Source organism: Allorhizobium sp. Av2, assembly GCF_021462805.2.
GTDB lineage: Bacteria > Pseudomonadota > Alphaproteobacteria > Rhizobiales > Rhizobiaceae > Allorhizobium > Allorhizobium vitis_G.
Map to the genome: position 1 here is coordinate 3,569,017 of NZ_CP192696.1, position 21,924 is coordinate 3,590,940.

Below are 21,924 nucleotides of genomic sequence, written 5' to 3' on the forward strand. Positions count from 1 at the left end.
GCCTTAACCTTCTCAAGAAATAGTAAAATCTCAAGGAGCCGCGTTTCGGCTGCCCGAACACGTGTATCGAGTAAGTTCATGGGCCAGACACCAGTACCGGACGTGGCGGTCCTTATTCCCTGCTACAATGAGGCCGGCACCATTGCCTCAGTGGTGCGCGGCTTCCGTACCGCCCTGCCGCAGGCGCGGGTCTATGTCTATGACAATAATTCCACTGATGGTACGGCGCTGGCCGCCATGCTGGCCGGTGCCGAGGTGTTGCACGAGCGCCGGCAGGGCAAGGGCCATGTGGTGCGCCGGATGTTTGCCGATATCGACGCCGATATCTATCTGATGGCCGATGGCGATGGCACCTATGCGCCGCAGGACGCAACGGCCTTGATCCATCTGCTGATCGAAGAGCGCGCCGACATGGTGGTCGCCACGCGCCGGAATGTCCACAATGATGCCGGACGCCAGGGGCATGCGCTTGGCAATCGCCTGTTCAACAGGCTCTATCGCTTTCTGTTCGGGCCGGGCTTTACCGATATTTTCTCCGGCTACCGTGCCTTTTCGCGCCGCTATGTCAAAACCTTTCCGGCGGTGTCGGCAGGCTTTGAAATTGAGACAGAAATGTCCGTCCATGCCTCGCGGCTGAAGTTGCCGGTCGTGGAACTGGAACTTGACTACGGACGCCGGCCAGAAGGCTCGCATTCCAAGCTATCGACCTTACGCGACGGTGCAAAAATCCTCTGGATGTTCGCCATGCTGTCGAAGGAGACGCGGCCATTCGCGACGTTTTCGGCGCTGGCCGGGCTGGTCCTGGTGATAAGCCTCGGTTTCATGGCACCGGTTCTGGGCGAATATTTCACCACCGGCCTCGTCTCGCGGCTGCCGACCTGGGTTCTGTCGGTGGCGCTGCTGTTGATGAGCCAGCTCTTGTTTACCGCGGGATTGATCCTCGACTCGCTATCGAGGGCGCGGGCCGAGCATTTGCGGCTTTCCTATATCGCCTTGCCCGCCTTTACCGCACCTGAAAACCCCGCCTTGGCAGCGGCTGATCCCGTCATCGATCCGGCTCGCTCGGCTGCGGATGCTGCATGAAGAAGCTGGTCCGTTTTGCTGTTGTCGGCAGTACGGGTTTTGCCGTGGATGCCGGGCTTTTATGGCTGCTTCTGTCTTGCAGCGCTCTCGGCCCCTTAGCTGCCCGCGCCCTTGCCATTCTGGCGGCCCTGTTCGTCACATGGCGGCTTAACCGTGCCTTCACCTTCGGCGCGTCCCGGCGAAGCCTCGCCGTCGAGGGCTTTCGCTATGGCTCGGTCGGGCTCATCTCGGCGCTGGTCAATTACGGTCTTTATGCCGGGTTGTTGATCGCCATCCCGGCACTCAATCCTTTCGCGGCGCTGGTTTTCGCATCGCTTGCCGCGATGGCGTTCAGCTTTTTCGGCTATTCGCGGTTTGTGTTTCGCCGTTGAAGCAGTGCAATTGGTTGGATCAAACCGGTTCCCAACCATCCTTTTCGCTGGCCCGGTAGATGGCATCAATGAAACGCTGGTTGGCGCGGGAGTTTTCCAGCGTCACAACGTTGCTCTCTTCACCCCGGGCTGCCTTGGCAAACGCCTCAGCCTCCAGACGATATTGGCGGCTGTCGGGAAAGCGGAAGATTTGCGATTCGCTATGGTTGCGGTTGGTCAGTTCCAGCTCTTCCGCCCCCCAGCGGTCGGCATTGAACGGTGATTTCACCTCGATAAACCCTTCATCGCCATGAAACACCATTGTCTGCCGGGCGGCCATCTGGGTGGCGATGTAAAAACTCATGTCGAAACTGCCGAAATCGGCTTTGACGCTGGAATAAATGTCGGTGCCGAATTCGGGGTCGCGTTCCGTCACCGCCTGTACCCGCACCGGTTCAAGGCCTGTCACGAAGCGGGTGGTGATGGTCGGATAGACGCCAATATCCGGGAGCGCGCCACCGCCGAGTTCCGGGATATTGCGCATATTGCCGGGGTCGCGGTTAAAGTAAGTGAAAGAGCCCTGCACATGCCGCAGCTTGCCAATGGCGCCATCGGCCAGAAGGGCGCGGACTTTGTGCCAGACAGGCGCATAGGTGACCATGAAGGCTTCCGAAATCAGCACCTTGTTGCGGTCGCGCGCGGCGATCAGGCTGTCGATGTCCTCTGCTTTCAGGGCAATCGGCTTTTCGCACAGCACATGCTTGCCCGCATCGGCAGCTTTTATCGTCCATTCCACATGCTGGGCGGTTGGCAGGGGAATATAGACGGCATCGATCAGGTCAGACGCCAGCATCTCTTCATAGGACCCGAAGGCATGCGGTACGGAAAAGCGGTCGGCCATGGCGCGGGCCTTGGCAAGGTCACGGCTGGTAATGGCGCTGACCACGGCCCCTTCCGCATCCTGAATGGCGGGAACGACCAGTTCACGGCCAATTTTCGCCGTCGATAAAATTCCAAACCGCAGCATGATTTTTCCTCCGCACATCGTATTTCGGTAGACGACACATAACGCCTATGCCCGGATTGTGAACAGGGCTTGGTTGTCATCGACGCAGTAAGCGTTACTTTCCTGTCGAATTTTCCCTCTTGGACTTTCATGGAGACCTGTCATGCAGAAACGAAATCTCGGACGTTCCGGTCTGGCGATCGCCCCCGTCGTGTTCGGCGGCAATGTGTTCGGCTGGACGGCGGACGAGCAAACCTCGTTCAGGCTGCTCGATGCGTTTTTCGATGCTGGCTACAATGCCATCGATACGGCGGATGTGTATTCGCGCTGGATAGACGGTCATTCCGGCGGCGAATCCGAAACCGTGATTGGCAAATGGTTGAAACAGGGACATGTCGCGCGCGACAAGGCGGTGATCGTTACCAAGGTCGGCATGGATATGGGCCAGGGCAAACCTGCGCTTTCGGCCAGATGGATTGTCGAGGCGGTTGAAAACTCCCTGAAACGGCTCCAGACCGACTATATCGATCTCTATCTCTCCCATACCTTCGATGCCGATACACCGCATGAGGAAACGCTGGGTGCCTATGCCAGGCTGAAGGATGAGGGCAAGATCCGCGCCTTCGGCTGCTCGAATTTCGATGCCGCCCAATTGCAGGCATCCTTCGATGCGGCGGCCAAGGCTGGCCTGCCGCGCTATGATGTGATCCAGCCCGAATATAATCTCTATACCCGCGAGAAATTCGAGGGGTCGCTGGCAGAGCTTTGCATGCGTGAAGAGATCGGTGTCATCAGCTATTACGCGCTGGCGGCAGGCTTTCTCACCGGCAAATATCGCCAAGTGGAGGATGCCGAGGGCAAGGCGCGATCCTACCGTGTCACCAACTATCTGAACGACAAGGGCCACCGCATCCTCGCCGCCCTGGACGCGGTCGCTGCTGAGACCGGCACGACGCCTGCCACGGTTGCCATTGCCTGGGTCGCAGCTCGCCCCGGCATTACCGCGCCCATCGCCTCGGCCACCAGCCTGTCGCAGCTTGAAGCGATGGTCAGGGCTGGAACACTGGAACTGTCTTCGGCGCAGATGCAAAGCCTGAACGAGGCCGGAGCAGAATAACGAGGCATGGCGAGTCGATAGAGCTTCGCGCGGGCCATAATCCGGCTCAGCTCCGGTGCCGGAAGAAGTCAACGAAGGCGCGTAGCGCCGGTCGCATCTGGCGGCGGGTGGGGTAATAGATGTAAAACCCGTCAAACGGCGGGCACCAGTCTTCCAACACCCGGATCAGCCTGCCCTCGCGGATGTCTTTGTCTACCCGCTGGTCAAAGACAAACGCCAGCCCGACACCCGTTAGCGCCGCCAGCCGGATCAGTCTCTGGTCGGCCAGCGTCAGAACGTCAGGCACATCCACGGCAATCTGCTTGCCGTGTTTTTCCAATTCCCAGCGATAGATCCGCCCGCTGGAAAAGCGGCGGCGAATGCAGCGATGCTCCATCAGGTCATGTGGGTGGAGGGGTAGGGGATGCCTTTCGAAATAGCTGGGCGCGCCGATAATCGTGCCGCTGATTGGGCCGCTTGCCTTGACTGCCACCATATCCGCTTCCAGATGTTCGCCAAGCCGAAGCCCTGCATCGAAACCCTTTTCGACAATATCCTCGAACTGATCATTGGTGATCAGTTCGAGTTGGATATCCGGATAGAGGCTGAGGAAGTCTCCAAGCCGTGGTACGATCAGGTCTTCGGCAGCCAGCGCCGGCATGGTGATCCGCAGCGGTCCGGCGGGATTGGATTTGTTTTCCGCCAGGGTTTCCAGCGCCGTACCGATATCGGCCAGCGCTGGTGCCAGCTTTTGCAGCAATTGCCGCCCCTCTTCGGTCGGAGCGACGCTGCGGGTGGTGCGCGCCAGCAGCCGCACGCCAAGGCTGGCCTCCAGCGCCGACACTGCGTGGCTGACAGCGGAAGGCGCAATGCCCAGTTCTTCCGCCGCCTTCCTGAAGCTCGATGTTTCGGCCACCGTTGCCAGCACCGCCAGTTGGGATAATTGAATCCTGTTCATTGTTCTATTTGTTAGAATAGTGCCTGCGCATTTGCATCCATTATCTTTCGCGGCAAAGACGGTATTTTGTTTCTAGAGCGCTGCTGCAATTCATGGAATCGCAGCAGCGCTCTAGCTCTTTGTTTTGCGCATTTCCGGTTGGCAAAACCGGTTTCCACTTTTCCTGGAAATGCTCTATCGCTCCTGATTGAGAAGGTGAAGACCATGAAAACCCGAAAACTCGGCTCCGACCTGTCCGTCTCCGCCATTGGCCTTGGCTGCATGGGGATGAGCCATGCCTATAGTCCGTCTGCTGATGAAAGCGCTTCGCTTGCCACGCTGGCGCGGGCCGTTGAGCTTGGCGTGACATTCTTCGATACGGCGGAAGTCTACGGGCCGTTCACAAATGAAATTCTGGTCGGCAAGGGATTAAAGCCCTACCGTGACCAGGTGGTGATCGCCACCAAGTTCGGCTTCAAGATCGATACGACGCAATCCTCACAAAATGCCATGGTCGGCCTTGATAGCCGGCCTGAGCATGTGAAAGCGGTGGGCGAAGCCTCGTTGCAACGGCTCGGCATCGATGTCATCGACCTTTTCTACCAGCATCGTGTCGATCCCGATGTGCCGATTGAAGAGACGGTCGGGGCAATGGCCGATCTGGTGAAGCAGGGCAAAGTGCGCGCTCTTGGCCTGTCGGAAGCCAGTGCCGATACCTTGCGCCGCGCCCATGCCGTCCATCCCATCGCCGCCATTCAGAGTGAATATTCCCTCTGGACTCGTGACCCCGAGGAAAACGGCGTGCTGGACACCTGCCGTGAACTGGGTATCGGCTTCGTTCCCTTCAGCCCGCTCGGTCGCGGCGCGTTGACCGGCGCATTGAAAAACCTCGATGGCCTCTCCGACACCGATTTCCGCCGGGGATTGCCACGCTTTCAGCAGGAAAATTTCGACGCCAATCTGGCGCTGATCAATGTGCTGGAAGATATGGCCAAGGCAAAGGGCGCGTCAGCCGCCCAACTGGCGCTCGCCTGGGTGTTGGCCCAGGGTGATTTCATCGTGCCTATCCCGGGGACAACGAAAATAGCCAATCTGGAAAAGAATATCGGGGCCGTCGATATCGTCCTCAGCGAGGAAGAGGTGCGCGCTTTGGGAGAACTGTTGTCGCCACAGAAGGTGGCTGGCGGGCGCTATCCCGAAAAAATGGCGGCGATGGCCAATAAGTAATCAAATCACATCGCTTGATAAAAGGGTCTCCCCGGCATGGGTTTTGCCGGGGAGATGAAGACCGCAGAAGGGCGGATCAGCCCTTGTAATGCTTGCCATGGCGCAGCGGGGGACCATTATCCAGCGACTTTGGCGTGGATGGCGGCATATAAGCGAGCTTCAGCGAGGCAAGTGTCGCACCGAGATTGACGCCGAGCGTGCTTTCCAGCGCGATAGGCTGCAAGGCGACTGAACCCTGGAAGCCGCCCATCAGCAGGTTGACCGCGCCGCCAAACCCAACAGCGGCATTGGCGCTGGTGCCGCCATAGCTGCCTTGCAAGGCGCCTTCCACCAGACGACCCGGCGCATAGACCGCCCAGGCCATTTTGCCGCCCTGCACATAGCCGAGATCGATGCCGATCTTGCTGAGCGTGCCTTGGTAATATTCGACCGGTGCCGATGTGGTCGGCTTGAATTCGCAGGTCAGGTCGCGGCTGGAGCCGACGACCGCGCTGATGCCTGGGCTCATTTCGCAGGTGAGCATGCCAACCTGCACCGCGGCTTTGGCGCCCGTGGCGCCCAGCGGAACAGCGAGGGCGGTGACAAGCGCCACCGCAGACAGCTTTGCGAGCGATGATTGAGCGAGCGATGACATGAGTTTCTCCTTCATGGATAAATGCTGTGATCGAGCCTAATCGTATAATTCAGGCAGGATCGTGCTGCCGTTAGAAGTCTTGCCGTAAATTTTTGTTCCCGTTTGGCATTCGTCAAGGCCGTCACTGATTTTTGACTGCGGGCGACAAAATATGGCATCGGGTTAAAGGCTATTGGTAATTTCAGCCCTGATCCGCGCTGCGATGGGGGTGGCAAGATAGCGGGCTTTCTGATGCTGATCGAGAAACTTGAAGGATTTGCCGATCATTTCTGCCAGCATTAGCCTGTCGCCATCGCGCGCCGTCCAATCTGCAATCATATCCGCTTCGACCATCCCGGCTTGCAGCACCCGGCAATAAGCGCCCGGTCGTGCGGCTTTGGCATAGCGTTTCGCAAAGCCGGGATCTTCCATGCTCGCCGAGAATGTAGCGCAGGGAGTGCGCGCTGCCGTCACTTCCAGCCGCACATCACCGATGGAAAGCCGGTCGCCGACAGCAAGATCGCGGTTGTCGAGACCGTCGATAACCAGATTTTCGCCAAACAGGCCGGGTGTGATCTGCCGGTTCAGTTGCGTCTCCCACCATTGCAAGGTCAGTGCGCCTTCCAGATAAATCGCCTGGTCCGGCCCGCCATGATACTTGCGATTCAGCACCGCATCGCCGACGAGACCGTGTTCATCGACCATCACCGGACCTGTCCGCGCCGATTTGAAAATCCCTGTCCTGTAGCTTTTACCGGGCAAGGTTTGTGGTTGACCAAGGCAGACCGCGAGGATTTTCATGGGGCCGTTCTCCTTCGACGATTCCGTTTCCGATAGATATGGGCTAAGAACGCGCCATGGCAAAGCGAGTCACTGGTCCCGAAATCGAAAAACTGATCCAGCTCCTGGCGAAAGTGCCGGGGCTAGGCCCCCGCTCGGCCCGAAGGGCGGCGCTGCATCTGATCAAGAAGCGCGAGCAATTGATGGGGCCGCTGGCGCTGGCCATGGGCGAGGCCCACGCGAAGGTGAAGATCTGCTCCTGTTGCGGCAATGTCGATACCATCGATCCCTGCACTGTCTGTACCGACGAGCGGCGCGACCAATCGATGATCATCGTTGTGGAGGATGTTTCCGATCTCTGGGCGCTGGAACGGTCGGGCGCGATGAATGTCGCCTATCATGTGCTGGGCGGCACGCTGTCGCCGCTCGACGGCGTCGGGCCTGACGATCTTAACATCAAGGGCCTGATCGACCGGGTGGCAAAAGGCGGCGTGCGGGAAATCATTATCGCGGTCAATGCGACGGTGGAGGGTCAGACGACGGCCCATTACATTACCGATCACCTGGCCGGGCTCGGGGTGAAAACCACCCGGCTCGCCCATGGCGTGCCAGTGGGCGGCGAATTGGACTATCTGGACGAGGGTACGCTCTCGGCGGCACTTCGCGCTCGCACGCTGATATAGATCGACGCTTGATCGCGCATTTTGACAGGGAGACGACATGACCCATTTTCGCCGCCCCCTTATGGCTGCGCTTGCAGCAGCCTTCTGCTTTCTGACGATCACACCCGCCATGGCAGCACCCTCGAAAGCACAGGTGGAAAGCCAGTTCCAGTCCTGGATCAGCCGGGATCTCTGGTCGCAAGCCAAAAAGGCCGGCATTTCGCAAGCGACCTTTACCTCGGTGATGAAGACCGTAAAGCTTGACTGGTCGCTTCCCGATCTGGCGCCACCCGGCTTCCCGCCGTCGAAGCAGCGCCCGCAGAGCCAGGCGGAATTTTCCTCTCCCGGGCCGTATTTCCGCGAGGCCCGCATGCAGGCGCTGGCCGCAAGCGGTCGGGCGCTGGCCGATCAATATGCCGCGACGTTGAAAAAGATCGAGGCCAAATACGGCGTTTCCGGTCCGATTCTTCTGGCGCTCTGGGGCCGGGAAACCGGCTATGGCCGGGCAAAGCTTCCCTACGAAGCCGTGGATGTTCTGGCCACTAGCGCCTTCATGTCCACACGGCAGGAGCTTTTCACCCGCGAATTGATCGATGCGCTGCATATCATTGATGGCAAGGATATCGCTGCTGACGCCATGCTCAGTTCAAGCGCGGGAGCGCTGGGCCAGCCGCAATTCATGCCCTCCAGCTTCCTGCAATATGCGGTGGATTTTGACGGTGACGGTCATCGCAATATCTGGACCTCGGTGCCGGATAGCCTGGCGTCCATGGCCAATTTCCTGGTGCAGAAAGGCTGGCAGCGTGGCCGCGACTGGGGGTTCGAAGTGACGATACCGTCCGGCGTCTCCTGCGCTCAGGAAGGGCCGGATCTGGCAAAGCCGATGTCGGCCTGGGCTGCAACCGGCATCAGCCGCATTGGCGGCAAATCCTTCCCGAAACAGGATCTTTCCGCCCCGACCATGATGCTGGTTCCCGCCGGAACCCATGGTCCGGAATTTCTGGTGACGCCGAATTTCTATGTGCTGAAGGAATATAACAATTCCGACCTCTATGCCCTGTTCATCGGCAATCTTGCCGACCGGATCGCCTATGGTTCAGACAGCTTTTCGGCGCCGTGGGGCGATGTCGGCCATATGCTGCGCTCCGACGTACAGTCCATGCAGCAGACACTGGTGAAAAAGGGTTATGATGTCGGCAAGGCCGATGGTCTCGCAGGCTTCAAGACCCGACGGTCGCTGGGCGACTGGCAGACGAAAAACGGGCTGAAACCGACCTGCTTTCCCGATGAGGGCCTGAAGGCAAAATTGAAGTAAGAAAATGCCGCCGAGACAGGGATCTCGGCGGCATTTCGAGCGTTACATTAATGTGTCGCTGCTTGTCAGGCTTGCATAGCTCAAGCCATGCACTGTCAGCGTATCGCCGTTGCCGAAGTTGAACAGCACGCCGTCCTCAATCTCGCTGGCATAGGCGGCGGCATCGCTGACCGTGGCAAAGCCCATGCCGGTCAGGTCGATCGTGTCTGAAGAGGACTGGAAGTCGAAAACGACATCATTACCATAGCTGGTGTTGAACACGAACACATCGCTGCCTTCACCGCCATAAAGTCCGTCATTGCCGGTGCCACCATCCAGCACGTCATCGCCAGCCCCACCCGATAGCACGTTGGCCCCGGTGTCTCCCGTCAGCGTATCGGCATAGGCCGATCCTTCAATGTTTTCGATGCTGGTGAACACATCGCCTGTTGCGTAACCGCCGGAGATCGTTTTCGTGAGGAGATTAATGGTCACCGCGGCGGTGGAATCGCTGTAGCTTGCCGTGTCGCTTCCGTCACCACCATCAATGGTATCGCCACCGCTGCCGCCACGGATCGTATCGTTGCCGGCATAGCCATAGAGCTTATCGACACCGCCCTGACTGATAATGACATTATCTGCACTATTGCCGTAACCGAGAAAATCGGTCGAAGCGGTGTGGGTGAGGTTTTCAAAATTGGTTTTCAGCGTGTAGCTGGTCAAGGTTGTTTCAACCGTATCCGTGCCAGCACTTGCCTCTTCGACCAGAACCGTCGTTGTGGCAACTTGGCTGACAACATAGGTGTCGTCACCTTTGCCGCCTGCAAAGGTTATTGTTGAGTTTGCTGTGAATGTGTCGTTGAAGTCTGAGCCGATAATCTTGTCGATACCGCTCAGCGTATCATCTGCTGCCTCACCGCCCGTATTCGTGCCGGTGACGAGATTGATTTGGATAGCGGCTGACGAACTGGCGTAGCTTGCCGTGTCAGTGCCAGCGCCACCGCTCAGCGTATCGGCGCCCTCGCCACCTACGAAGGTGTCATCGCCATCACTGCCGGTCAGCGTGTCGGCACCTTCGCCACCTACCAAGGTGTCAGTACCAATACCACCGCTTAGCGTATCGGCACCCTCGCCACCTTCCAAGGTGTCATCGCCATTCCCACCGTTCAGCGTATCGGCGCCTTTACCACCTGCCAGCGTGTCATTTCCATCGCCACCGTTGAGAACGTTGTTGTTGTCATTACCCGTCAGCGTGTCGGCACTGCTGGTGCCCGTGAGGTTTTCGATACTGGTGAATGTATCGCCAGCCGCTTCGCCGCCGGTCGCTACATTGCTCTTGAGGTTGATATTAACCGCCGCACTTCCCTCATAGCTCGCCGTGTCGGAGCCGTCGCCGCCGTTCAGGATGTCGGCACCCGCCTTGCCGATCAGCGTATCGTTGCCAGCACCACCGATGATCGTGTTATCCTGTGTGTTGCCGGTGCCGGTAAAGTAGCCAGCTCCTATGTATTCCAGCGTTTCGACATAATCCGACAGCGTGTAGTTTACCGAAGTCTGGACCGTGTCACTGCCCGCACCTGTGCTTTCGGAGACGATGACGTTGCTGCTGCCCACGACATAGGTGTCATCTCCTTTGCCGCCTGCCAGGGTGATGGTGCTTGATGTGGTAAATGTGTCGTTGAAGTCAGAGCCGATAATCTTGTCGATGCCGCTCAGCGTATCATCTGCGGCATCACCGCCCGTATTCGTGCCGGTGACGAGATTGATTTTGATAGCGGCTAACGAACTGGCGTAGCTTGCCGTGTCAGTACCAGCGCCGCCGCTCAGCGTATCGGCTCCCTCGCCGCCTACCAAGCTGTCATCGCCATCACCGCCGTTCAGCGTGTCTGCTCCGTTGCCGCCTGCCAGCGTGTCATTGCCGCCACCACCGTTGAGAACGTTGTTGTTGTCATCCCCCGTCATCGTGTCGGCATTGTTGGTGCCTGTGAGATTTTCGATGCTAGTGAATGTATCGCCAGCGGCGTCTCCACCGGATGTTACACCGGTTTTGAGATTGACATTGACTGCTGCACTTCCCTCATAGCTCGCCGTGTCGGAACCGTTACCGCCGTTCAGGATGTCGGCACCAGCCTTGCCGATTAGCGTATCGTTCCCGGAGCCACCGATGATCGTGTTATCCTGCGCGCTGCCGGTACCGGTAAAGTCGCCAACTCCTATGTATTCCAGCGTTTCGACATAGTTCGACAGCGTGTAGTTCACCGAGGCCCGGACCGTGTCACTGCCCGCACCAGTGCTTTCGGAGATGGTGACGCTGCTTCTGCCCACGACATAGGTATCGTCCCCTTTGCCGCCTGCCAAGGTATTCTCGGAATTCGAGGTGAATGTGTCGTTGAAGTCTGAGCCGATAATCTTGTCGATGCCGCTCAACGTATCACCTGCGGCATCACCGCCCGTATTCGTGCCTGTGACGAGATTGATTTTGATAGCGGCTAACGAACTGGCGTAGCTTGCCGTGTCAGTACCAGCGCCGCCGCTCAGCGTATCGGCACCCTCGCCACCTACGAAGGTGTCATCGCCATCACCGCCGGTCAGGGTGTCGGCACCTTCGCCACCTACCAAGCTGTCAGCATCATTCCCACCGCTCAGCGTATCGGCACCCTCGCCACCTTCCAAGGTGTCAGCACCATTACCACCGTTCAGCGTGTCTGCTCCGTTGCCGCCTGCCAGCGTATCATTGCCATCGCCACCGTTGAGAACGTTGTTGTTGTCATCCCCCGTCAGCGTGTCGGCACTGCTGGTGCCTGTGAGGTTTTCGATACTGGTGAATGTATCGCCAGCGGCGTCTCCACCGAATGTTACCCCGGTTTTGAGATTGACATTGACCGCTGCACTTCCCTCATAGCTCGCCGTGTCGGAGCCGTCACCGCCGTTCAGGATGTCGGCACCAGCCTTGCCGATTAGCGTATCGTTCCCGGAGCCACCGATGATCGTGTTATCCTGCGCGCTGCCGGTACCGGTAAAGTCGCCAACTCCTATGTATTCCAGCGTTTCGACATAGTTCGACAGCGTGTAGTTCACCGAGGCCCGGACCGTGTCACTGCCCGCACCAGTGCTTTCGGAGATGGTGACGTTGCTGCTGCCCACGACATAGGTGTCATCTCCTTTGCCGCCTGCCAGGGTGATGGTGCTTGATGCGGTGAATGTGTCGTTGAAGTCAGAGCCGATAATCTTGTCGATGCCGCTCAGCGTATCACCTGCGGCATCACCGCCCGTATTCGTGCCGGTGACGAGATTGATTTGGATAGCGGCTGACGAACTGGCGTAGCTTGCCGTATCAGTACCAGCGCCGCCGTTCAGTGTATCGGCTCCCTCGCCACCATCTAGCGTATCGTTACCATCGCTACCGTTTAATATGTCGTCGCCAGCTAGGCCCGAAATTGTATCTGCCGCTGTTGTTCCGTTTAAAGTATTATTTCCAGAATCGCCCGTTAAAGTCGCCATGTGATATACCCCTGATTGCACCCTGATTTATAAATTGCATATCAAAATATAATCGCATAGAGGGAATTTTTTCGTCTAATTTAGTAAAATAAAATCCTAGGTTGTCGCCCCGCATGGCGCGGGCTTGGCAAATCTTGTCTATTGCCAGCCGGGCGCCAAAACCAGGGTTATCGAACTGTTCCAGGCGAATTGCATCAATGGTTGCTATGCAAGAGTTTTTCAGGCGAAAGGGTTGGATTATACGGCGGCCCTCAACCCAGATATGCCCGGTCAGAATGCAGACGGAACACCCAAAGAGAGATCAAGATCCCAAACGACATGTGGCTCGTCGCCGACATTTTCTTGCTGGAAAAAGTCTTGACTGCATGATCGCCAAATGACGTTAAAATTGAAACAGGAGCATGTGGCCGGGACGAAAGCACCCCGGCCACAAGTCGATTTTTTACATCAATGAATCACTTGATGTCAGGCTTGCATAGCTCAAGCCATGCACTGTCAGCGTATCGCCGTTGCCGAAGTTGAACAGCACGCCGTCTTCGATCTCGGTTGCATAGGCGGCGGCATCGCTGACGGTGGCAAAGCCCATGCCGGTCAGATCGATTGTGTCTGACGAGGACTGGAAGTCGAAAACGACATCATTGCCATAGCTGGTGTTGAACACGAACACATCGCTGCCTTCACCACCGTAAAGCTCGTCATTGCCGGTGCCACCATCCAGCTGATCATTGCCAGAACCACCCGTCAGCACATTGTCGGCGCTGTTGCCGGAGCCGGTGAAGTTGGCTGTGCCGGTATAGGTGAGGTTTTCGAGGTTATCGCCCAGCGTATAGTTGGCACTGCTGGTCTTGACCAGATCGATCCCCGCATCGGCATTTTCCGTAATAGCGCTTGCCGAATTTCCGATGTCATAGGTGTCATCGCCAAGGCCGCCTGACAGGGTCTTGTCGGTGCTTGTGGTGAATGTGTCACCAAAGGCGGAGCCGACGACAACTTCGACGCTGCTATAGTGATCGCCCTCGGCGTAACCGCCGCTGCCGACATTTGTCACCAGGTTGACGGAAACACCCGCTGTGGAAAGGTCGTAGCTTGCGGTATCTGTCCCTGTGCCACCATTGATTTTCTCGGCGCCGGAGCCAGCCAACACAGTGTCATTGCCAGCACCGACATTATATTCGGCAGCATAGGTGCTGCCGGTATAGGTGTCACCATAAGTGCTGCCGGTGAAGGCCTCGATCCCGGTAAACGTATCGCCCGCCGCGTAGCCGGAGCCGGTTCCTGTCGTCAGATCCAGCATTACTGCCGATGTTGCGGCAGAGTAGTTGAGCGTGTCGTAATTCCCCGCGCCGCCATCGAGGACATCGGCACCCTCTCCACCGTTCAGGACGTCATTGCCACCGCCGCCGATCAGAATATCGTCGCCAGCGCCGCCGGTTAACATTTCCGCCGCGCTGCTTCCAATCAGCGTGTCGTTGAAGCTGGAGCCGATGACACGTTCGATGCTGCTGAATTTATCGCCTTGCGCATCGCCGCCGGTTGCTGTCCCAGTGCTGAGATCAACTTTGACTGCCGCAGCCGACGCTTCATAGGTGATCTTGTCTTGGCCAGCGCCGCCATTCAGCGTGTCAGCACCCGCACCGCCGATCAATAGGTCATCGCCCGCTCCACCCGATAGCAGGTTGGCCCCGGTGTCTCCCGTCAGCGTATCGGCATAGGCCGACCCTTCGACATTTTCGATGCTGGTGAACACGTCGCCTGTTGCGTAACCGCCGGAGATCGTTTTCGTGAGAAGATTAATGGTCACCGCTGCAGTGGAATCGCTGTAGCTTGCCGTGTCGCTTCCATCGCCACCATCAATGGTATCGCCACCACTGCCGCCACGGATCGTATCGTTGCCAGCATAGCCATAAAGCTTATCGACGCCACCCTGACTGACGATGACATTGTCGGCACTATTGCCGTAACCGAGAAAATTGGTCGAGTCAGTGTGGGTGAGGTTTTCAAAATTGGTTTTCAGCGTGTAGCTGGTTAAGGTTGTTTCAACCGTATCCGTGCCAGCGCTGGCTTCTTCGACCAGAACCGTCGTTGTGGCACCCTGGCTGACAACATAGGTGTCATTGCCACCACCACCGGAAAGCGTTCCTGTTGATGCCGACGTGAACCGGTCATCATATTGAGAACCGATCACGCCTTCGATGCTGCTCAGTGTGTCATCAGCGGCATCACCGCCCGTGTGCGTGCCGGTGACGAGATTGATCTGGATGGCTGCAAAGGAATTGGCGTAGTTTGCCGTGTCGGAACCATCGCCACCATTCAGCGTGTCGGCGCCTTTGCCACCTGCCAAGGTGTCATTGCCACCGCTACCGTTGAGAACGTTGTTGCTGTCATTGCCCGTGAGCGTGTCGGCGCTGCTTGAGCCTGTCAGGTTTTCGATGCTGGAGAATGTGTCGCCAGCCGCTTCGCCGCCGGTCGCAAGATTGGTCTTGAGGTTGACAGTGACCGCTGCGCTTCCAGCATAGCTTGCGGTATCGGCGCCCGACCCGCCGATCAGAACGTCAGCGCCTGCCTTGCCGATCAGCGTATCGTTACCGGAGCCACCGGTGATGGTGTTGTTCAGGGCGTTACCCGTACCGGTGAAGTTATTGGAGCCGGTATATACGAGATTCTCGACATTGTTGGTTAGGGTGTAATCCATTGATGCACGGACAGTATCGCTGCCCTCATCTGCTGCCTCGGAGACGGTGACGCTGGTGCTGTCCACGACATAGGTGTCATCTCCTTTTCCACCTGCGAAGGTGATGGAGCTTGATGCGGTGAATGTGTCGTTGAAGTCTGAGCCGATAATCTTGTCGATGCCGCTCAGCATATCATCTGCTGCATCACCGCCCGTATTCGCGCCGGTGACGAGATTGATTTGGATAGCGGCTAACGAACTGGCGTAGCTTGCCGTGTCAGTGTCACCGCCACCGGTCAGCGTGTCGGCTCCCTCGCCACCTACCAAGATGTCATCGCCATAACCACCGTTCAGCGTATCAGCGCCTTTACCACCTGCCAGCGTGTCATTGCCAGCGCCACCGTTGAGTACGTTGTTGTTGTCATCACCCGTCAGCGTGTCGGCGTAGCTGGAACCCGTCAGGTTCTCGACACTGAAGAATGTATCGCCAGCCGCTTCGCCGCCAGTCGCTACATTGGTCTTGAGGTTGATATTGACCGCCGCGCTTCCCTCATACTTCGCTGTGTCGGAGCCCGATCCGCCTTCTAGCTTATCGGCTCCACCATTGCCGACCAGCGTGTCGTTACCCGCGCCGCCAACGATGGTATTGTTCTGATCGTTTCCAGTGCCGGTAAAGTCACCGGTTCCAGTATATTTCAGCGTTTCGACATAGTCCGGCTGCGTATAATTGATTGACGTAAGGACTGTGTCATTGTTGCCTTCGCCGTTGGCTTCGATCACAGTGAAACTTGTATTGCTAATTTCGTAGGTGTCGTCACCATCGCCACCTGCAAATGTAACTTTTGATTTTATCCCGGTAAAAGTATCATTGAGGTCTGATCCAATGACCTTTTCGATCGCGAGATAATCATCACCCTGTGCATCGCCACCCAATCCATAGCCATTGCCATTATCACGTTCATCGAAGATCACATGAACAGCGGTATCTGATTTGGCGTAGGTTACGGTATCACCGCCGCCAGCGCCGCCGTCCAGCGTGTCGGCCCCTTTGCCTCCGTCCAGCGTGTCATTGCCGTTGGCACCGGATATGACATTGTCACCGTCGTCGCCCGTAAGGGTATCGGCGGTGCCCGACCCTGTCAGGTTCTCGATACTGTCAAACGTATCGCCAATTGCATCGCCAGTTGCGCCGATGCTGCTGGCCAGGCTGACCGTAACGCCGTTGCTTCCGTAATAGCTGGCCGTGTCGGATCCTAACCCGCCTTTTAGCTGATCGGCTCCACCATCGCCGATCAGCGTGTCGTTACCCGTGCCGCCGGTGATGGTGTTGTTCAGGGTGTTACCCGTACCGGTGAAGTTATTGGAGCCGGTGTATACGAGATTCTCGACATTGTTCGTTAGGGTGTAATCAATTGATGTCCGGACAGTATCGCTGCCCTCATCTGCTGCCTCGGAGACGGTGACGCTGGTGCTGCCAACGACATAAGTGTCATCCCCTTTTCCACCTGCGAAGGTGATGGAGCTTGATGCGGTGAATGTGTCCTTGAAGTCTGAGCCGGCGATTTTTTCGATTGTGGTTAATGTGTCGCCTTCGGCATCGCCGCCCGTGTGAATGCCCGTGACGAGATTGATTTGTACTGCTGCGTCGGAGCCAGCATAGCTGGCCGTATCTGTGTTGCTACCACCTATCAGGGTATCAGCACCTTTGCCACCTTCCAGAACATCGTCGGAACCGCCGCCATCGATGACATTGTTACCGTCGTCACCAGTCAGCGTGTCTTTATAAACTGACCCTGTGAGGTTTTCGATGCTGGTGAATTCATCGCCAGCGGCATCTCCACCTGATTTCTCGCCGGTCTTGAGGTTGATATTGACCGCTGCGCTTTTCTCATAGCTGGCTGTGTCGGAGCCCGATCCGCCGTCTAGCTTATCGGCTCCACCATTGCCGATCAGCGTGTCGTTACCCGCGCCGCCAACGATGGTATTGTTCTGATCGTTTCCAGTGCCGGTAAAGTCACCGGTTCCAGTATATTTCAGCGTTTCGACATAGTCCGGCTGCGTATAATTGATTGACGTAAGGACTGTGTCATTGTTGCCTTCGCCGTTGGCTTCGATCACAGTGAAACTTGCGTTGCTAATTTCGTAGGTGTCGTTACCCTTGCCACCTGAAAAGGTAACGGTAGACTTTATCCCGGTAAATGTATCATCGAAGTCTGATCCAATGACCTTGTCGACCCAGATATAATTATCACCCTGAGCATCGCCACCCAATCCATAGCCATTGCCATTATCACTTTCATCGAAGATCACTTGGACAGCGGCATCTGAATTGGCGTAGGTTACCGTGTCAGTGCCGGTGCCGCCGTTCAGCGTATCGGCTCCTTTGCCACCGTCCAGGGTGTCATTGTGGCGGCCTCCGGATATAACGTTGTCACCATCATCGCCGGTCAGCGTGTCGGCGTTGTTCGACCCTGTCAGATTCTCGATACTTGTGAACGTATCTCCAACGGCTTCTCCACCGGACGTGATGCCGGTCTTGAGGTTGACGTTGACCGCCGCACTTCCCGCATAGCTAGCCGTGTCGGAGCCCGATCCACCGTCGAGAGCGTCGGCGCCTGCCCCACCTTTTAGCGTATCATCACCAGCCAGGCCTGAAATCGTATCAGCCGAAGTTGTTCCCGTTAAAGTGTTGTTTCCAGAATCGCCCGTTATAGTTGCCATATAATATACCCCTGATTGCGTGCGAATCTATAGTTCGCATATCCAAATATAATCGCATAGAGGGAATTTATTTGGCTAATTTAGAAAATATAAAATTATAAGTTGAAAGTTGAGGGCTTGAACTGCCATAAGTGCAGTATTACGCTCAAAAACGCAGCCGTGAGCGTCAATCGGCTTGGCATTTGCTACGATGAAACCTGTTCATTTGTCTCTTTGTTTGGCTATCCTACAGCGTTGTCACTTTCTAGCTATCCGGGTTGTGGACTATGCTCGGTTGTCTCCCATTGGAGCTTTCCGACATTTTTTTGAGTAAAGAGATTTAAAAACAATGCTGAACATCGCAGCCGCTGAAGTGCGTTCCTGGACACCAGAAATTTACGTTGCCGCCGATGCTGAGGGTGACGACGAGCTGGAGGCATTTCGACAGGACATTCCGCTTGGTTATATTAGCCCGGAAATCACCTTTCGCAGGCTTGGGGAATCCTTCGTTCTGGGCTGGTGCGGTGCGATAAAATCGAAAAATTTCGGGGATATCAAACACACGCTCTATGGCGTATATCCAGATATAGTCGATGAATTGGTTCCTAAAAATGCGAAAATATCGCAGATAGAGGAGGTATCTCCACTTGTCATTGGTAATGGTTGGTACAAAAACTATTATCATTGGACGTTACAGGCCATCGGCTGTCTGTTGATTTATAAAAGACATCGCGATTATGGTAATACTCTATTGGCAATGCCGCGTCTGAACGGGTGGAGGAATGAAGCTCTTTCGCTAACCGGATTTAATGGGCAATTGCTCGAGATGGACTATCACCATGTTTTGCATGTCGATGACTGCATCACGAGTAATCTGATAGGCGGCGACTTTGCCAACCTGCCTCATCCAGCCGTCATCGCTGAATTCGAAGCGCTTGCGCAACGTGTCACAGTTGATCGCCGGTTCAGCCGCAAGATCTATGTCTCGCGCCTGGATGCTGGAGATGTGCGCCGGGTTGTCAATGAAAGGGCTGTCTGTGCGTTGCTCGAAAGCCATGGGTTTGAAATCCTCACACCAGGTGAGCTTTCCGTGAAAGAACAGGTTGCCGCTTTCCGCGATGCCGAGGTGATTGTCGCTCCGCATGGCGCAGGCTTGGCAAACCTGGTCTATTGCCAGCCGGGCATCAAAACCAGGGTTATCGAACTGTTGCAGGTCAACTGCATCAATGCCTGCTATGCGCGAATTTCCCAGGAAAAACGACTGGATTATACGGCAATCATAAATCCCGATAGGCCCGGGCAGGACGCGGATGGGACGCTGAAAGAGATCAAGACCAGAAACGACATGTGGCAAATCGTCGATCTTGCCCTGCTGGAAAAGGTCTTGACTGCATGATTGGCCAATGAAATCAAAATTGACGCAGGAGCTTGTGGCCGGGGCGAAAGCAACCCGGCCACAAGTCGATTTTTACATCAATGTGTCGCTGGATGTCAGGCTTGCATAGTTCAAGCCATACACTGTCAGCGTATCCACGTTACTGAAGGTGAACAGCACGCCGCCTTCGATCTCGCTTGCATAGGCGGCGGCGTCACTGACGGTGGCAAAGCCCATGCTGGTCAGGTCGATCGAATCCGCCGACGAGTCGAAGTCGAAAACGACATCGTTGCCATAGTTAGAGTTGAACACGAAAACGTCGCTGCCTTCACCACCATAGAGGGCATCGTCGCCTTCACCACCGGCAAGCGTGTCATCGCCAGCGTTCGCATAAAGGACGTCATCACCGCCATCGCCGTAAAGCGAATCGTCACCTTCAAGACCAAAGAGCGTATCAGCGTCCTCGCCACCCTTAAGAACGTTAGCATATCCGCTTCCCGTGAGAGTGTCGGCGTAAAAGGAACCTTCCAACGCTTCTATGGAGATCAGAACATCACCTTCTGCCGAACCGCCGACGCCTGCGTCTCCGGAGAGGCTTGCGCTGATACCAACGGAAGAGTCGGCGTAACTTGCAGTATCGCTACCGTCGCCGCCATCCAGAATGTTCGCGCCGCTGCCTGCGTTCAGCAGATCGTCGCCGCCGCCGCCGATCAGATGGTCATCGCCTTCTCCACCTGAAAGCACATTGCTTCCATCATTGCCCGTCAGGTAATCCGATTCGCTGGAGCCCGTGATGTTCTCTATCGAGACAAGGACATCGCCCTCTGCTGAGCCGCCGGCTGTTTGGCCAGTTACGAGATTGACGATCACACCTGCGGTGGAGTCGCTATAGTTTGCCGTATCGGAACCGGCTCCGCCATCCAGAAGGTCTGCACCCGTTCCGCCGGTTAGAACGTTAGCCTGATCGTCTCCCGTCAGGCTGTCAGCATAGGTTGAGCCTTCCAGATTTTCGATGGAGATGATGGTATCTCCATTCGCAAATCCGCCGGATAGCGTGCGGGTTTGGAGATTAACTGTGACCGCACTGGTCGAATCCAGGTAACTCGCCGTATCGCTGCCCGCCGCGCCGTCCAATACATCGCCGCCATCGCCGCCGCGCAGTGTATTGCCTTCTCTGTTGCCGGTCAGCGTATCATTATATTTAGAACCTTCCAGGCTTTCTATAGAGATAAACGTATCTCCTTGTGCAAATCCACCTTGCGCAAGACCCGTAGTCAGATTGACAGTAACCGCTGACGTCGAGTCACGATAGCTGGATGTATCATTGTCACCGCCACCACTCAGCTTGTCTGCGCCTGCACCACCGATCAGTGTATCATTACCGTTGTTTCCAAACAGGTAATCCGCACCGGCCCCGCTGATCATCACGTTATCGGCCACCGTTCCAGATCCAGTGAAATTGGCCGTACCGGTGTAAGTGAGGTTTTCAAAATTCCTGGTCAGAGAATAGCTGTTTAACCCGGTCGTCACGGTGTCGATGCCCTCGCCCTCCTGTTCGATCAGATAAATGGAGGTGCTATTGACAATGTAGTGATCATCACCCAGGCCGCCTGCAAACCGGGCATCTTTCGAGGCGGTAAATGTGTCATTGAAAGCAGAGCCATAGACCTGAAGTATTTTCTCGAAAACATCACCTTCGGCATAACCGCCGGTGTTAATACCGGTGTCGATGTTGATCTGCACAGCTTCGTTCGAGTAGGTGTAGACTGCGGCTCCACCATCCGCCCCGCCCTTGAGTGTGTCGGCACCCAAGCCGCCATCCAAAAGGTCCCAACCGTAATATCCATCGATAACGTTATCGCCGTCGTCACCGGTAAGGGTGTCGTCATAGTAGGAGCCCATGAGGTTCTCGATGTCGATCAGGACATCACCTTGGGCATCGCCGCTCATCTCGCCGGTTTTGAGGTTGACCACCACAGCCATGTTGTCGACAAAACTTGCGGTGTCGGAGCCGTTCCCGCCATTGATCACATCCGCATCGAAGCCGCCTGCTAACGTGTCATCGCCGTCGCCACCACTAATGGTATCACTGCCATAGCCGCCCTTGAAGACATTGTCGTCATCGTCGCCGACAAGAACATCGTCTTGGCTCGATGCACTGATGACCTCAATGCTGATAAAGGTATCGCCTTGCGCATCGCCTCCACTCGCCAGTCCCGTCGCGAGATTTATATTGATCGCACCGCTTGACGTATAATTGATAGTATCCGTGCCATCGCCGCCGTTCAGAATATCGGCCCCGGCTCCGCCATTCAGAACATCGTTACCGGCATCGCCGGAAAGGCTGTCATCGCCGGCTTCGCCATAAAGAGTATCAACTCCATCGCCGCCGGAGAGGCTGTCGTTGCCTGAGCCTCCTCGAATGGAATCGGAACCGTCTTCTCCCGAAATTGCATCATTTCCCCCATCCCCTGAGAGCGAATCGTTGCCTGCGCCGCCATTGATGGTGTCATCGCCCAGGCCTCCGCTGAGGCTGTCATAGTCAGACGTGCCTGTGATTGTATCGTTGCCACTTCCACCCAAAATATATACCATTTAAACCGCCCCTGATTGAAACAGGAATAGTTTG

Annotated in this window: 14 protein-coding genes; 7 read left to right on the top strand and 7 right to left on the bottom strand. The window is 56.4% G+C overall.

The window, feature by feature from the left end; all coding sequences use genetic code 11:
* The first annotated feature begins 78 nt into the window (after positions 1 to 78).
* Both FS819_RS16630 and FS819_RS16635 read left to right on the top strand, forming a co-directional pair.
* A complete protein-coding gene (locus FS819_RS16630) occupies positions 79 to 1,083 on the top strand; it encodes a glycosyltransferase (RefSeq protein WP_156548962.1) in 1,005 nt (334 codons plus the stop codon).
* A complete protein-coding gene (locus tag FS819_RS16635; RefSeq protein ID WP_156548964.1) occupies positions 1,080 to 1,454 on the top strand; it encodes a GtrA family protein in 375 nt (124 codons plus the stop codon). The genes FS819_RS16630 and FS819_RS16635 overlap by 4 nt, the downstream gene beginning before the upstream one ends.
* Before the next feature lie 19 nt (positions 1,455 to 1,473).
* Here the strand turns inward: FS819_RS16635 and FS819_RS16640 are convergent, their stop codons facing one another.
* A complete protein-coding gene (locus FS819_RS16640) occupies positions 1,474 to 2,460 on the bottom strand; it encodes a Gfo/Idh/MocA family protein (RefSeq protein WP_156548966.1) in 987 nt (328 codons plus the stop codon).
* A gap of 142 nt (positions 2,461 to 2,602) precedes the next feature.
* Between FS819_RS16640 and FS819_RS16645 the strand changes: the two genes are divergently transcribed.
* Complete coding sequence (locus tag FS819_RS16645; RefSeq protein WP_156548969.1) at positions 2,603 to 3,556, top strand: aldo/keto reductase; 954 nt, start codon at positions 2,603 to 2,605, stop codon at positions 3,554 to 3,556.
* 46 nt (positions 3,557 to 3,602) lie between these two features.
* Here the strand turns inward: FS819_RS16645 and FS819_RS16650 are convergent, their stop codons facing one another.
* Positions 3,603 to 4,493: a LysR family transcriptional regulator gene (locus FS819_RS16650; RefSeq protein WP_156548971.1), complete on the bottom strand. Its 891-nt coding sequence runs from the start codon at positions 4,491 to 4,493 to the stop codon at positions 3,603 to 3,605.
* Positions 4,494 to 4,697: 204 nt separating this feature from the next.
* Here FS819_RS16650 and FS819_RS16655 point away from each other — a divergent pair, with 204 nt between their 5' ends.
* A complete protein-coding gene (locus FS819_RS16655; protein WP_156548973.1) occupies positions 4,698 to 5,699 on the top strand; it encodes an aldo/keto reductase in 1,002 nt (333 codons plus the stop codon).
* A 76-nt stretch (positions 5,700 to 5,775) separates the two neighbouring features.
* On the opposite strand, the gene FS819_RS16660 is transcribed toward FS819_RS16655, so the two are convergent.
* Together FS819_RS16660 and FS819_RS16665 are read right to left on the bottom strand one after the other, a co-directional pair.
* Positions 5,776 to 6,333: a DUF992 domain-containing protein gene (locus FS819_RS16660; RefSeq protein ID WP_234624741.1), complete on the bottom strand. Its 558-nt coding sequence runs from the start codon at positions 6,331 to 6,333 to the stop codon at positions 5,776 to 5,778.
* A 162-nt stretch (positions 6,334 to 6,495) separates the two neighbouring features.
* On the bottom strand, positions 6,496 to 7,113 hold the full coding sequence (locus FS819_RS16665) for an MOSC domain-containing protein (protein ID WP_156548977.1): 618 nt from the start codon (positions 7,111 to 7,113) through the stop codon (positions 6,496 to 6,498).
* Positions 7,114 to 7,169: 56 nt separating this feature from the next.
* Between FS819_RS16665 and recR the strand changes: the two genes are divergently transcribed.
* Both recR and FS819_RS16675 read left to right on the top strand, forming a co-directional pair.
* Positions 7,170 to 7,775 (top strand): recombination mediator RecR, encoded by a 606-nt coding sequence (gene recR, locus FS819_RS16670; RefSeq protein WP_156548978.1) that lies wholly within the window; start codon positions 7,170 to 7,172, stop codon positions 7,773 to 7,775.
* Between the two features lie 61 nt (positions 7,776 to 7,836).
* Complete coding sequence (locus FS819_RS16675) at positions 7,837 to 9,069, top strand: lytic murein transglycosylase (RefSeq protein WP_197434089.1); 1,233 nt, start codon at positions 7,837 to 7,839, stop codon at positions 9,067 to 9,069.
* Between the two features lie 42 nt (positions 9,070 to 9,111).
* Here the strand turns inward: FS819_RS16675 and FS819_RS16680 are convergent, their stop codons facing one another.
* Positions 9,112 to 12,549, bottom strand: a complete 3,438-nt coding sequence (locus FS819_RS16680; RefSeq protein WP_156629809.1) for a beta strand repeat-containing protein — start codon at positions 12,547 to 12,549, stop codon at positions 9,112 to 9,114.
* Between the two features lie 442 nt (positions 12,550 to 12,991).
* Positions 12,992 to 17,941, bottom strand: coding sequence for a beta strand repeat-containing protein (locus FS819_RS16685; protein WP_156548986.1), 4,950 nt, complete (start codon positions 17,939 to 17,941; stop codon positions 12,992 to 12,994).
* Between the two features lie 328 nt (positions 17,942 to 18,269).
* Here FS819_RS16685 and FS819_RS16690 point away from each other — a divergent pair, with 328 nt between their 5' ends.
* Positions 18,270 to 19,316 (top strand): glycosyltransferase family 61 protein, encoded by a 1,047-nt coding sequence (locus tag FS819_RS16690; protein WP_156548988.1) that lies wholly within the window; start codon positions 18,270 to 18,272, stop codon positions 19,314 to 19,316.
* Between the two features lie 72 nt (positions 19,317 to 19,388).
* Here FS819_RS16690 and FS819_RS16695 read toward each other — a convergent pair whose 3' ends face one another.
* Positions 19,389 to 21,890, bottom strand: coding sequence for a beta strand repeat-containing protein (locus FS819_RS16695; protein WP_156548990.1), 2,502 nt, complete (start codon positions 21,888 to 21,890; stop codon positions 19,389 to 19,391).
* Between the last annotated feature and the right edge of the window lie 34 nt (positions 21,891 to 21,924).